The following is a 13,218-nucleotide window of genomic DNA, read 5'->3' on the forward strand; positions in this document are numbered from 1 at the left end:
CCTTCATTCCGTGCCTTCGGCGGTGGGCTCCTTGCGGAGGATTACTTCGCGATGGGGATAAGGGATTGAGATATCGTTCTCCCGGTATTTTTCCCAGATCTTGAGCAGCACGGCGCTGCGCATGTTGGCCAGGCCATTGGCCGGATCCTCGATCCAGAAACGCAGTTCAAGATCGATAGAGCTGTCACCGAAACCCATCATCAGGCAGGTGGGTTTGGGATTGTCCAAAACACGCTCGGTATCATGGGCGGCCTGCTTGGCCAATTCGATGGCAAGATTCACATCTGAATCATAGGAAATCCCGATAGGCACTTTCAGGCGCACCTCCGGGCTGGAGAAAGACCAGTTTACCACGCGCTGGGTGATCAGATCCTCGTTGGGAATCAGATATTCCATACCGTCCCGTGTCACCACCGATGCATAGCGCGCACCCAGTGAATTGATCCGGCCATAGGTTTGGCCGACCTCGATCACATCACCCGGCTTGATCGACCGGTCCAGCAGCAGGATCACGCCGCTGATCAGGTTCGAAACAACTTTCTGAAGACCAAAACCGACACCGACACCAATGGCGCCACCGAAGACGGCAAAGGCCGTCAGGTCGATACCCATGGTGGAGAGAACGGCGAGGATCGCTACGGTAAACAGCAGAACCTTGGCCAGTTTGGCGCTTAGAACCTGCAGTGACGGGCTGAGATTGCGGGTCTGGCGCAGGCGCTGTTCCAGGACCTTGGACAAGGATGTCGCGATCCAAAGCATGATCCCGGCGGTGATCAATCCCTTGACGACGCTCAGGGCCGACAGGCGCAGATCACCAAAGGTGACGGACAAATCATCCAGGATGGCTGAGGTTGCTTCCAGCAAATCCAGAATATCCAGGGCCGCAATGGACCAGATCACAAAGGCCACCACGCGGGACCAGTATCCGGCGCGCATGATCCCGGTCAGGAACCGGACCACGACCCAGGCGGTCAATAGGGATGCCACAATATCCAGCAGGTGCGGCGGGAAGCCTGCCGCAGTGGCCAGCACAAGGGAGGCCAACTGTAAAATGAGCCAGAGGGCTGGCAGCGCCAGTTCGGACGATAGCGCGCAGAAACGCCGGATCGACGGCCAAAGGCTGAGATCGGATTGTTTAGCCTTCAGTTTCCGTTGAATGGCGGGCGATATCAGCCGCGCAATGCCGAAGGCCAGCAGGATGAAGGCAGCCTGGGCGGCGGTGCCCCATGTGAGGACATGTGTCACGAACCAGGCTTCGGCCGCGAAATATAGATCCTGCAATGACTGATAGGATGGCAGTTCCATCGATCCCTGTCACAAAAATTCTGTTGTTATCTGACAGTTTAGCCGAGATTCGCCAGATTGCGACAGGGAAATACAGGCGCGGCAGTCAAGCGGGTGAGATGTCATGGGGGTCCTGGTGGACGATAACCTGTGCGCCGGGGAAACGGTCACGGATCTTGATTTCCACCTGATCGGCTATTTCATGGGCATCGGTCAGCGGCATATGGCCGGGAAGTTCCAGGTGCATCTGGAAAAAATACGTGCTGCCCGCCTGGCGGGAGCGCAGATCATGCAGACCCAGAACCCCTTCCTGGGCCAGGGCGATGTCGCGAACCTGATTTCGGATGTCATCAGGGAGTTCCCGGTCCATCAGCATATCCAGTGCCTCGCGCCCGGTCATCCAGGCACCGCGTAAGAGATAGAGCGCCGCGGCCATGCCAAAAAGCGGATCCAGCCAGTGTAGGCCGGTGATCCCCACCAGGACCAGGGCTGCGATCACCGCCATATTGGGCAGCAAATCGCCCAAATAATGTAATCGGTCGGCGCGGATTGCGACCGAGCCTGTTCTTTTCACAACAAAGCTCTGGAAGAGAACCAGAGCCAGGGTGATCAGGATGGAGGCGGCCATGAGCGCAATACCCTGCTGGCTGTCACCCAGGGCCGGAGGATTGAATAGGCGGCGCATGGCCTGGATCACCAGGATAATGGCCGAACCGGTAACAAAGGTCGCCTGGGTCAGCGCGGCCAACGGTTCCGCTTTGCCATGGCCGAAACGATGTTCCCGGTCGGCCGGCACCAGGGCGTGATGCACCGCCACCAAGGTGACCAGCGAGGCAAAGCCGTCCAGCAAGGAATCAATCAGGCTTGAAAGGATGGCGATGGAATCGGTGGCGGCCCAGGCCCAGGCTTTCAACGAGATCAGCAGCAGGGCCGTTGCAGTCGAGGCATAGGTTGCCGCCCGCATCCACCCTTTCGCACCATGCATGTTTTTATCCATGGCCGGGATTATACCGTGATTTAGGGAGCGGGCGGAATAGTCCTGGTTCAGCGGACGGTCATGCAGGCGCATTCCGCCATTTGGGAGACCTTCTGCGAGACGCTGCCAACCAGCAGGGTTTTCAGACGGCCCAGGCCCCGGCTGCCCATGACAATGAGATCTGCGTCCACCTGGCTGGCATAGGCCAAGATCCGGCTGGCGGCATCCCCGTCGGTGGAATGGGTGGCGATATTGGCGACACCTGACTTTTCGGCCGTTCGCACGGCGGCTTCCAGAATGCGTTCTGAAAGCATATGAAGGGCTTCGTGATCCAGGCGATGGTCGGCGATTTCGCCATCCGCACGCACGGCTGCGGTGAGGGAATCGCCCGAAATGGCGGTTGAAACCGGCAGTTTGCTGAGATGCTCAACCTCGGCCATATGCCGCAATGCCTTGGGTTGTTCCCCAAATAACATCACATGGATGATAGTGAGTTTTGCTTCATAGCGGGCGGCAAGATCACTGGCGGTCTCCAGCGCTTTTTGCGCCTGTACGGAGCCGTCGGTGGCAACCAGGATATTCTTGAACATCGATGAGATCCCTCTGCAATAAATGGTCGGCCTTTTTTCCGGGCCGTTGAGGGTTACTCTAGGTCAGTTTTGTGAAAGCTTCGTTGAGCCAGGTCAAAGCTGTTTGAGGATCTCCGCCTTGCCTTCGGCGCAAAGGCTGTCGAGCACGCTTCTTGGAAAACGCGGCAGCGGTTTGATATTGGGCAAAACATAGTCACAAACCTCTTCACCGATTGCGATCAGCTGGGTGCCGCGGTTCAGTGGAAAATCACCGCCTTCCCGCACGTCCGGTACGGAAACGGTTTCCATTATTTTCACCCAATGTTCAGCCATGGCCGTATCTCCTTTAGCGCTATCATATGGCAGGCTTGCCACCGTCATGCAAGTATCTGCCGGATTGGTTCATGGGTCGCGAAGAAATCGTTAACGAATTGGCGTTAGAATGAGGAACGGCTTGGTGCGAGATATTGGATAAAAAGGGGGAGAACCCTTTCATGGATGATTTTGACAGAGCTGTTGCGACCGCGGCCGACGTCCATACGATCATCAAGGAATATAAACTGAAACCGACACCGCAGGTGTATGCCATCTGGTTTGCCTATCTTTCCCGTGAAAAGCCGGAATTGGTTCAGGCGATCGATATTCTGATCAGCAATAAGCAGCGCATCACCGAACAGATCCATAACGATCTGTATGAGCGGTTTTTTATGCCGGACAATAATAACGAGAGTGTCGAGGAGGTCAGCCGTAATCTCTCGGACAAGATCGACCGCCTGATGTCGCTTCTGGAGACCGCCAATGATGGGATCAGCGATTTTGGCGATAGTATGGATTCCAGCCTGCACGACATGCAATCTTCCGAGGATCTTGGGGAAATCAGAAAAATCGTCGCGGGTCTTGCCTCAGAAGCCCGCGCCCTGCAGGAAAAAAATACATCGCTTTCCAGCAAACTGGGCGAGGCGTCCCGGGAAATTCAAACCCTGCGTTCCAACCTTCAGGAGGTCAGCCGCGAAGCCCTGACCGACGGCTTGACTGGCCTTGGCAATCGCAAGGCGGTGGATCGTGCGCTGCGCGACAGAACACAGGAGGCATTGGAACATGGCAAGCAATTGTTTGTGGCTATGCTGGATATAGATCATTTTAAATTGTTCAATGATTCCCATGGACACCAGGTCGGGGATGAGGTTTTGCGCGTGGTGGCCAGCCATCTGGGAGACGCGGTGCAGGCACCGCATATGCCGGGTCGCTATGGCGGTGAGGAATTCATCATGATTTTCACGGATTTGAGGTTGGATCAGGTCTATAGCCAGTGCGAGAGTCTGCGCGATTCTCTATCCCAGCACAGATTGCAACTGTCGGAAATGAAAAGCGGTCCGGATCGGATCACGGTTTCAATCGGCGTTGCGAAATATGAATTGGGAGAGCCGGTGACCGAATTTGTCGGGCGGGCGGATGCCGGACTATATCGGGCCAAGGAGGCGGGCCGGAACAGGACGGTGATCGAGGAATTTGGGCAGTCCTAATTTCTTGATAAAGAATTCAAATAATCAACATTGTTTTGAAAATATACCAATGCTCTGATGAGGTGGGATCGGCAAAGGGGATTGCCGCCCGTATCAGAAAGGGCATTTGGATATGGTTGAATTTGAATTGGCCTCATTGGAATTGGACTCTGCGTCATCCATGCGCATCCTTGGCCGGGACGATCTGAATTTTATGTGTGAAACCCTGCGCATCAACGGCATACAGACCCAGGTCAAGGGACGCATGACTGTTGTGTTTGCCTATCCGGGGATCGGTGTCGGGGAGATCTACCCGGAATTGTCCGGCTGTACCGGACAGGTTTGTGATTTGAAACAGGCCTTCGGCCTTTTGGAAGAGGCGGAAATCGCGCTGGTCGGATTGTCCACCGAAGAACCGGCCCGGCGGCGTTCACTTGGTGTGATTCCGTTTGAGATCGGTCGCCTGCAGACCGACCTTTCCGGTCTGTTCACACAGGTCATACGGGATAATCGCGCCTATCTGAAACGCAAAACACTGATCGCGCTGCCGGACGGTCGGTTGCTGGAATATGGCGATATCACAGATGCCAAACAGCATGCTCGCGAAGTGATTGATCTTGCCTTGAAGCTGGCGGATTGCAGCCGTTTCGCACCGGCGGCTTAGTTGGTTTCCTGAACGGATTGCGCCCAGGCTTCGATCTTGCGCTCGATCAACCGGTCCATTTGTCCTGCTTGCCGGGCCTCCCGGAGATAGGCCTCGAGCGCTTGTTCGAAAGCCGGTGCGATGCCCGCACAGGAGCTTTTCTTGGAAAATCCGATATACATCCCTTCCGATGCCCTGGGGGCGGGGTGATGCTGTATTTGCTCTGATAAACCGATGGATTTGGCAACGGCGCGCCCGCTGGTGACGGCATAGACCGCATAATCGATCCGATGGTGGGCCAGCATCTTCATCAGGGATTGGGCAGTGGGCGCGCGTTCCGCCCCCTGCTTATTCAGGAACCGGTCAAACTCCGCGCCCCAGGAATCACCCACCGTGGTTCCGCCGCGCAAACCCGCGAGATCCTTGAGGCTGGTGATGGGGAACGGGGTATCCCGCCGGCTGAAAACAACGGCGTCATCGGCTTTGAAAGGGCTGTTTTGATAGATCAGCCACTCTTGGCGTTCGGGTGTTTTGAAGACGTTGGGCACAATGTCCAGATGGCCGGTTTCCGCCAGTTTTAGAACCCGTTTCCAGGATCCCAGATAGGTGACCTGATAGGGGATTTTAAGCCGGTCCAGAACGTCCCGGGTGATCTCGATCCCGACCCCGTCCAAACGGTCGCCCTGCAGCCAGCTCCAGGGCGGGATGAAAGGATGCGTGGAAATAGAGACATTTTGGCAGGCCAATAGAGGGGATGGAATCCAGGCCAACCCGGCAAATACAATCGGCAGAAACCTTTTCAATCAAACCATCCTTTCGTTCGGATGTGGAGATAGCGCTGTGACCTTTGCCAGGTAATATAGCCCTTATCGCTAATTGCACATAATGGGAATGTTATGGCTGCGGGAATTGTCGGTTAACTTTACATCTATAAATAGAACAAACCTAAAGATATCATTTAACTATTTGAAAACAATAATAGATGCGGAGTGGTCTCATTCTTGCTGTTACATGCTGTGGGAGGGGACAAAAATGTCTTCAACCATGGGGGAAGAAAAATGAGTCGCACTAAATTCCTATTGGCATTCCTGTCATTCGTTTTCGTTATTCTTGGGGGCCAGGCACAAGCGGCATTGATCGATTTCGATCCGCTGAATAATGCGCATGGATCATCCTATACCGGCCACGCCCAGGATGGTCACACGGTAACCGCCACCGGCGGCAATTGGTCGGAAGGCCATAATGTCGGTTATGGCAAACCTGTTCCCGCCATTTTCGGCAGTTTCAGGAATAATCAAGGGGGTGGCGAAGTTGTCGTGACCGGCGGATTGTTCCGCTTCATCTCCGTTGAGGTCATGAGCCTGTTTACAAGTGGCGCGCGCCTTGATGTTACCGGAAAATTGGGAGGTGTTACCCAATATGGCTACTCTTTCAACATACCGACCACCAATGTTTTCGAGAAACTGGTCCATCCTTTCCAGTTTGATGTGCTGATTGACGAGCTTTATCTCGCTTGGTCACCGGGCGATAATCAAGCCGGCTTGGCCATGGATAACATATTGTTGCGTTCGGAAGAGGTTCCTGCCCCGGCGGCCCTCGGTCTGATGTTGATGGGATTGGCTGGATTGGTGGCGCTGCGCCGCCGCAAATCCTGACTGCCGACAGCTTTGTCGGACAAGGGAGAGGCAGGCCGGTCGCCGGTCTGCCTTTGCTTTAACCGGGGTGAGCCGGTTCTGTCGCGTCCGGACGCTTGTCCGCGCTGTTTTTGGCAGTGGTGATGACCATCCGGCCCCTGGCGGTCCGAACCATGATCTGTTCCAGGCTGCGGACAACGGTTCCGATGGAAGCGGCTTGGTTGAGCGAAAGATGATCATTCGGGGCCAGCATTCCATCTTCCATCCGGAAGCGCCCCACCAGTTCTTGAGCGGACATTTTTTTCATAAAACTACAGACTTGATACAGGCAGGCCCAGCCAGGCCGAAGTTGCTTTCATACATTTCGATCCAGCCCCGTTCAATTACCTTGTCCAGGTGGCTGGATCATTGATCCACTCATCAGAGCGCATTTGCCGGTAATTCACGGAAAATCCAACTAGTTAGCTATTTGACTTGCAATCAGATTTTGCAGCAATCTTTTGCAATTATAGGGAGAAATATTTGAGGGGAACCAATACTATGATTAGAACAGCTGTGGCAGCTTCTTTGATGTTGCTTATGTTTGCGCCGGTTACAAGTGTCGCTTCTTCTTATACCGGGATCACAAGATGCACGCCTCCCGGCGGAACTGATGATAATATTACGATTTTAAAAATTCGAACGGACGAGACAACGCCCGCCGTCGATTACGCTTATAATGGAAGGCCTGTTTCCGTCGGCAATGTTTATACCTATACCGTCGATGGCCTCAACAAATTCCACCACGATACACGCGATGTTGCCGTGATTAACGCAAATTTCTTCACAAAAAGAGATTTGGACGGATTTCCTGCCGGCACACCGATTGGCCCTGTTTATATCGGAAAGAAAGGCCAAAAATTTAAGAATAGCAGCACCAATAGTTATGGTTTTCCCACTAAAATAAATGAGCAGTCCAATACCAGTCCGGATAGTATCGCATTTTTCTTTGATCAAGCTGCTGGCGAGCAGAGTATGTCTGCAAAAATTGTCCCTGCTGCCGATTTCTCAGCATTCATATCGGGTATTAAACATCCGGATGCCGTTGTTTCCGGGGTTTTGATATACAAAAATCAACAAGAAACCCTTGGCAAAGCTAAACGGGCAAAGCTTCAACCGACAACACAGAGGCCACGTATGGCGGTTGCCATGGGCGGAATAGCGCAAGACTCGGCAACCGTATTAGATTTTCAGCCAGACAATAAGACCGTATTTTTGATTTTTGCAGGCGCGATTACTGGCAAGCGGGATGGATACCAACTGAAAAATCTGATTGGTAAAATTAAATCTTTGATCTCCAGTAATTGTGGCATGCCAGATGATTTTGTCATTTCCAATATCCTGAATCTTGATGGTGGTTCATCAGCCGGGTTCAAAGCGCGTATTTCGAACACGGTATATGAAGGCAAAGGCGGGCAGGATTATCGCAATATTCCGGTCACCTTGTCCTTTATCCAATCCCATGTTCGTCAGTTTAATATTGCGTCCGTTGGCGAGATCTCCGATGGGGATATTGTCACCCTTGAAAATGTTGATGGCAGCAACGGTAATACAGATGTCTGGTTGAATGGCCTGACAACAACAGGGGCGGTCGATATGGCCCCCGCAACGACCGAGAGCTATACAGGTACCCGTTGGCAGGTGAAGGCCTTTGGCAATGGTGTCTTCAGTTTTGCCAATTTGGGGAACCTGGTGAACCCGGACGCAGTCTGGTTAAACGGTCAGACCGGTACTGGTGATATTGGTTTAGTATCTGATATTGAAAATCATTCCGGGACAAAATGGACCCTCACACAATTAGCCAACGGCAACTATGCCCTGCAGAATATGGGAACGGAATCCAATCCTGCACATGTTTGGTTAAATAGGGATACCTCAAACGGAACCGTCGGGTTAACCTCAACCAATACCAATGCTGCTGCTCAATGGGATATTGAGGTTTATCTCTCGGCGCGCGGGGCGCTGCCACCAACCAGCCAGCCCATTTTTTGCAGAGTGTTTGATGATGGATATTCGAACAAAAGCGGATTGAGCGATGCAATATACGTCAACAGCGCCGGCCAGGCCTGTGTGCCGGATGGCACTGCTGCAGGCTCCTGCCGAAAATGGTTTGGGGAATGTCGTGTCAATCAAGATGGAGAAACCGTCAATTTTAAGGTTTTCAATGACGGAGACACCAATATGACGACCCCGAGCAATGCAGTATTCTTCCCTGTGGCAGGTTCGCAAGCCTGTGTGCCCGATGGCACGGCGCAAGGAAATTGCCGGAAATGGTTTGGCATGCCCGTAACGGAATCCGGGACTTCGGCCGCATGCTCTTTGTTCAATGACGGGTATGAAACCAAAACCGGCCTAACGGAGGCTATATACTATAATGCAGGCGAAAAGGGTGTTTGCCTTCCCGACGGCACAGGCACGGGTGAATGCCGAAAATGGTTTGGAAAATGCAGAACGCTGCCTCAGTGATTGTCCCTCGTGAGCGTCGGTGGGGTAACATGAAGCTGATTGCATAACGGACATTCCAGAGGTTAAGGCTTTGGACAGGGCGCTCTCTGGAGGATGCGGAAAAAAACACGCTCCGGGAACAACTGGAGCGTGTTTTAGACTTTTGTGTAGATAATGGTCTGAAACGAGACCGCTCGACTCTAAAAAACCTTTAAAATCAAACGGTCCGCATATACCATTCGTAATCTAGCGGCTGGATGCGTTTGTTAAACTCCGCGCTTTCGAACCGGCGGATGCCTTCAAAGGCGTCGCTGAATTTCTCACCCAAATAGGGTTTCAGGATCTTGCCGTCGCGGAAGAAATTGATCGCCCTGTGCCAATGGACCGGCAGATCATTCTTGATCTGCTCATAGGCGTTGCCCTCGATCGGCTTGCCCGGGTCTATTTCATTTTCCAGGCCATGATGGATGCCGGCCAGCACCGCAGCCATCACCAGATAGGGATTGGCATCGGCCCCGGCGACCCGGTGTTCGACCCTGACAGAGCGCTCATCACAATGGGGGATGCGCAGGGAAACCGTGCGGTTGTTTGATCCCCAGGCGGTGTTGATCGGCGCATAGGAACCGGCCTGCAAGCGGCGATAGCTGTTTGCGTTCGGGGCAAAGATCGCCATGCTTTCCGCCATGGCTTCCTGTAAGCCGCCAATAGCATGGCGCAGGGTTGCGGCCATGGGCACGCCCGTTTCCGGGTCGGTCGGGCCGGCAAAATAGTTGTTGCCATCCTCATCAACCAGGCTGACATGGATATGCAAGCCGCAGCCTGCGGTTTCGGCGAAGGGTTTGGCCATGAAACTGGCGACCATGCCGTGGTTTCGGGCCACCGCCTTGATCGCGCGTTTCAGCATCATCGCGTCATCACAGGCTTTCAGCGGATCGCCCACATGATGCAGGTTGATCTCATACTGACCGGCGCCATATTCTTTCACCGCCGTGTCCGCCGGGATATTCTGGGACCGGCAGGTGCGTGCGATATCGGCGATGAACCCTTCAAATTCATATAGCTCGTCCATGCCATAACATTGGGTCATGGTCTGACGTCGTGTGGTGATGCCGGATTGCGCCACCTGGGCGTAGCCATCAGGCGTCATCTCGGTGTCCAGCAGATAAAATTCCAGCTCTACCGCCACCACCGGGGTCAGGCCCATCTTGCTGAGCGGCTCAAGGGCTTTGCGCAGCACATTGCGCGGGTCGCCAAAGAATGGGCGACCGTCATCCTCTTCCATGGTGCCGATGATCTGGGCAGTGTTCAAGGTTGCCCAGGGCACCTGGGAGATGGTACCGGAAACGCCGAAAACCGGCAGATCCGGATCGCCGTCATTGGTGCCATAAGGCAGGGTTTCGCAATTTTGCCCGGTCGTATCCAAAAAATAGGTGGAAAAGGGCATGCGCACCCCTTCGGTGACCAGCTTCATGGCACTTTCCACACCGATCCGCTTGCCGCGCATCACGCCGTTGGCGTCGGGGATCAGCATGTCAATTCCGGTAACATCCGGATTTTGATCCAGGAATTCTTGCATTTCAGCTGCATTAATACGATCGGCCATATGGGGTCACCTGATTGTTTTTTGATGGGCCAGTGGGGAATTTACGCTTTGCCCCATTGCCCTTTCTCCATGTTCGTCTAAAATGTGATCACAATAGAAACAACCTTTCGAGGCTTCATGTCAATACTCAGCGATTGGTTAGCAGAGCATAATTCCGAGGAAGTGGAATGCCTGGTACCCGATATCACCGGTATCGCGCGCGGCAAGATCGTGCCTTCCAAGAAATTCCTGTCAGGGATTGAGGAAAAGGGTCTGCGCCTGCCGGAAGTGGTCTTCATTCAGACGGTCACCGGTGATTTCGTCGATGTTTCCTCTACCGTGGAAGAAACCAACACCGACATTCTGATGGTGCCGGATGAAACCACCATGCGGGTGGTTCCCTGGTATGATTATCCGGCGGCGCAGGTTATTTGCGACGCGGAATATATGAATGGTGATCCCGTTGATATCGCGCCCAGGAGCCTGTTGAAGAAAATCCTGGCCATGTATGACGAAAAAGGCTGGAAGCCTGTTGTCGCACCGGAGTTGGAGTTTTATCTGATCGATAAAAATCTCAATCCCGATCATGCGCTGGAAGCCCCGTTTGGCGTCAATGGCCGCCGTGAATATGGTCGCCAGGCCTATGGCATCGATGCGGCCAATGAATTTGATCCGGTGGTCGAGGATATTTATGATTTTTGCGAGCGTGCGCATGTGGATATCGACACCATGATCCATGAGGCGGGCTCCGCCCAGATGGAGTTCAACTTTAACCATGGTGATGCGCTGGAACTGGCCGATCAGGTCTTCCTGGTGAAGCGGATCGTGCGCCAGGCGGCTTTGAAAAACGGCATGTATGCTACCTTCATGGCCAAACCCCATGCCGACGAGCCGGGCTCAGCCATGCATATCCATCAATCCATTGTGGACAAGCAAACGGGTGAGAATATCTTTGCGACCAAGGCTGGCAGGCCCTCCAAATTCATGATGAATTATATCGGCGGATTGCAGCGCTATATTTCGCCTTGCATGCCGCTCTTTGGTGCCAATATCAACAGCTACCGCCGGATTTCGCCCTATACGGATGCGCCGATCAATACCCATTGGGGGTATGATAACCGCACCGTTGGCCTGCGGGTGCCGCGATCGGACGCCAAGGCTCTGAGGGTGGAAAACCGCGTGCCAGGGGTTGATTGCAATCCCTATCTGGCGATGGCAGGCACATTGGCCTGTGGTTATCTGGGGATGATGGAAAAGCGTAAACCGACCAAGCCGATTGACGGTGACGCCTATCGACTGGCCTTCAACCTGCCGCGCCATCAATCCGACGCGCTTTATAAGATGAACCATTGCAAACCGTTGAAACAGATCCTGGGCGAACGGTTCTGCAAGAATCTCACCGATGTGAAGAATGAAGAGTTCGACCTCTTCCAGAAAGTGATCAGTTCCTGGGAGCGCCAGCATCTGTTGCTGAATGTCTGATGTGACAAATTGCGCCCTTGCGGGATTAAGGCGGCGACCGGTAACTGGTCGCCGTTTTTTTTACACCGTTTCAACGGGGCTGGGGGTATCGTTTTGTCATGTTGACGCAGCATTTTGAAGATTTGGGCTGGTGCCGTTTTCCCTTTGATTTCCGGTTGAAAGACTGGGTCGATGCGGCGTTGAAGCCGGCGCGTGCCACCGTGACCGATCCCGCCAATGAAGAATGGTTCCGCTATGGCCGGACCTGGTTTGTTGGCGTGCATGTCCTGCCCAATGATCCGGCGGGCCGGGTTGAGGGCGGGCCGGAACTGGCGGGGGGCGCCATGGATTTTATCCGCACCCTGCCCGGCAATGAGGCCTTTTCCCTGGACCGGGCGCAGGTCTCGGTCTGTTATCCCGGTTACCCTCAACCCATGGCGGGCGAATCAGATGGGGTTTACCGCTTCCGGATGAACCGGGACGCGGCCCATCTGGACGGGCTGCTTCATGTTGGGGCGGACCGGCGGCGCTATCTCAAACAGTTTCACCGTTTTGTGCTCGGCATTCCCCTAGTGGAAACCAGGGGCCGGGCTTCCCCATTTGTGATCTGGGAAGGCTCGCACAGGATTATCGGGGATGCCCTGAAAAAGGCATTCTCCGGCCTTTCCGAAAGCGAATGGGACCAGGTGGACCTGACCGAGATTTATCAGGCGGCCAGGCGCGAAGTCTTTGAGACCTGCCGGCGGGTTGAACTGGCGGCGGCTCCGGGCGAGGCCTATCTGGCGCATCGCCATAGCATTCACGGCATGGCGCCTTGGGGGAAAGATGCACAGGCAGGGCCGGATGGCCGCATGATCGCCTATTTCCGCCCAGAAACGGAAGATCGCCAAACCTGGCTGGAGGCCCCATGAGCTTATGCGGCAGTGGAGCATCATTCATTTCCGATCGAGTATCATCAAAAACCTTTTGATCTCACGGGCGGGCTCTTGTAAAATGTGATCACATTATGGCTGTTCCAGATAATACAGCTGTTTTAAGATCAATCCGGGAGCAAGAACCGTTGCCTCATCGCCGATGTCATAC

The 13,218-nt window shown here is 54.0% G+C and carries 13 protein-coding genes; 6 read left to right on the top strand and 7 right to left on the bottom strand.

Annotation, left to right across the window (positions count from 1 at the left end; translation table 11 throughout):
* Nucleotides 1–3 precede the first annotated feature (3 nt).
* The 4 genes from DFP90_RS14185 to DFP90_RS14200 form a co-directional block, all read right to left on the bottom strand.
* Nucleotides 4–1,305 carry a mechanosensitive ion channel family protein gene (locus tag DFP90_RS14185; RefSeq protein WP_115937145.1) on the bottom strand — a complete coding sequence of 434 codons (1,302 nt, stop codon included), beginning with the start codon at nt 1,303–1,305 and terminating at the stop codon, nt 4–6.
* An 85-nt stretch (nt 1,306–1,390) separates the two neighbouring features.
* The gene (locus DFP90_RS14190; RefSeq protein WP_115937231.1) at nt 1,391–2,281 is read right to left on the bottom strand and encodes a cation diffusion facilitator family transporter; all 891 of its coding nucleotides are present in this window, start codon (nt 2,279–2,281) and stop codon (nt 1,391–1,393) included.
* Nucleotides 2,282–2,328: 47 nt separating this feature from the next.
* Entirely contained in the window at nt 2,329–2,850 is a 522-nt protein-coding gene (locus DFP90_RS14195; RefSeq protein ID WP_115937146.1) for a universal stress protein, read from the bottom strand.
* A gap of 93 nt (nt 2,851–2,943) precedes the next feature.
* Nucleotides 2,944–3,162, bottom strand: coding sequence for a hypothetical protein (locus DFP90_RS14200; protein WP_147301015.1), 219 nt, complete (start codon nt 3,160–3,162; stop codon nt 2,944–2,946).
* Nucleotides 3,163–3,323: 161 nt separating this feature from the next.
* On the opposite strand from DFP90_RS14200, the gene DFP90_RS14205 reads away from it, so the two are divergent.
* Together DFP90_RS14205 and DFP90_RS14210 are read left to right on the top strand one after the other, a co-directional pair.
* Nucleotides 3,324–4,352 (top strand): GGDEF domain-containing protein, encoded by a 1,029-nt coding sequence (locus DFP90_RS14205; RefSeq protein WP_115937148.1) that lies wholly within the window; start codon nt 3,324–3,326, stop codon nt 4,350–4,352.
* 112 nt (nt 4,353–4,464) lie between these two features.
* Nucleotides 4,465–4,995 carry a hypothetical protein gene (locus DFP90_RS14210; RefSeq protein ID WP_115937149.1) on the top strand — a complete coding sequence of 177 codons (531 nt, stop codon included), beginning with the start codon at nt 4,465–4,467 and terminating at the stop codon, nt 4,993–4,995.
* Here the strand turns inward: DFP90_RS14210 and DFP90_RS14215 are convergent.
* Nucleotides 4,992–5,777 carry a substrate-binding periplasmic protein gene (locus DFP90_RS14215; RefSeq protein ID WP_115937150.1) on the bottom strand — a complete coding sequence of 262 codons (786 nt, stop codon included), beginning with the start codon at nt 5,775–5,777 and terminating at the stop codon, nt 4,992–4,994. The genes DFP90_RS14210 and DFP90_RS14215 overlap by 4 nt on opposite strands.
* 255 nt (nt 5,778–6,032) lie before the next feature.
* Here DFP90_RS14215 and DFP90_RS14220 point away from each other — a divergent pair, with 255 nt between their 5' ends.
* Nucleotides 6,033–6,629: a PEP-CTERM sorting domain-containing protein gene (locus DFP90_RS14220; protein WP_115937151.1), complete on the top strand. Its 597-nt coding sequence runs from the start codon at nt 6,033–6,035 to the stop codon at nt 6,627–6,629.
* A gap of 58 nt (nt 6,630–6,687) precedes the next feature.
* Here the strand turns inward: DFP90_RS14220 and DFP90_RS14225 are convergent, their stop codons facing one another.
* Nucleotides 6,688–6,906, bottom strand: coding sequence for a hypothetical protein (locus DFP90_RS14225; RefSeq protein ID WP_147301016.1), 219 nt, complete (start codon nt 6,904–6,906; stop codon nt 6,688–6,690).
* A 242-nt stretch (nt 6,907–7,148) separates the two neighbouring features.
* Here DFP90_RS14225 and DFP90_RS14230 point away from each other — a divergent pair, with 242 nt between their 5' ends.
* Nucleotides 7,149–9,113, top strand: coding sequence for a hypothetical protein (locus DFP90_RS14230; RefSeq protein ID WP_147301017.1), 1,965 nt, complete (start codon nt 7,149–7,151; stop codon nt 9,111–9,113).
* A 196-nt stretch (nt 9,114–9,309) separates the two neighbouring features.
* Here DFP90_RS14230 and DFP90_RS14235 read toward each other — a convergent pair whose 3' ends face one another.
* Nucleotides 9,310–10,695, bottom strand: a complete 1,386-nt coding sequence (locus DFP90_RS14235) for a glutamine synthetase family protein (protein ID WP_115937154.1) — start codon at nt 10,693–10,695, stop codon at nt 9,310–9,312.
* A 117-nt stretch (nt 10,696–10,812) separates the two neighbouring features.
* Between DFP90_RS14235 and DFP90_RS14240 the strand changes: the two genes are divergently transcribed.
* Both DFP90_RS14240 and DFP90_RS14245 read left to right on the top strand, forming a co-directional pair.
* Nucleotides 10,813–12,156 (top strand): glutamine synthetase family protein, encoded by a 1,344-nt coding sequence (locus DFP90_RS14240; RefSeq protein ID WP_115937155.1) that lies wholly within the window; start codon nt 10,813–10,815, stop codon nt 12,154–12,156.
* A 98-nt stretch (nt 12,157–12,254) separates the two neighbouring features.
* On the top strand, nt 12,255–13,046 hold the full coding sequence (locus DFP90_RS14245) for a hypothetical protein (protein WP_115937156.1): 792 nt from the start codon (nt 12,255–12,257) through the stop codon (nt 13,044–13,046).
* The last annotated feature ends 172 nt before the right edge of the window (nt 13,047–13,218 follow it).

The sequence above is a fragment of the Aestuariispira insulae genome, assembly GCF_003385955.1.
Taxonomy (GTDB): domain Bacteria; phylum Pseudomonadota; class Alphaproteobacteria; order UBA8366; family Aestuariispiraceae; genus Aestuariispira; species Aestuariispira insulae.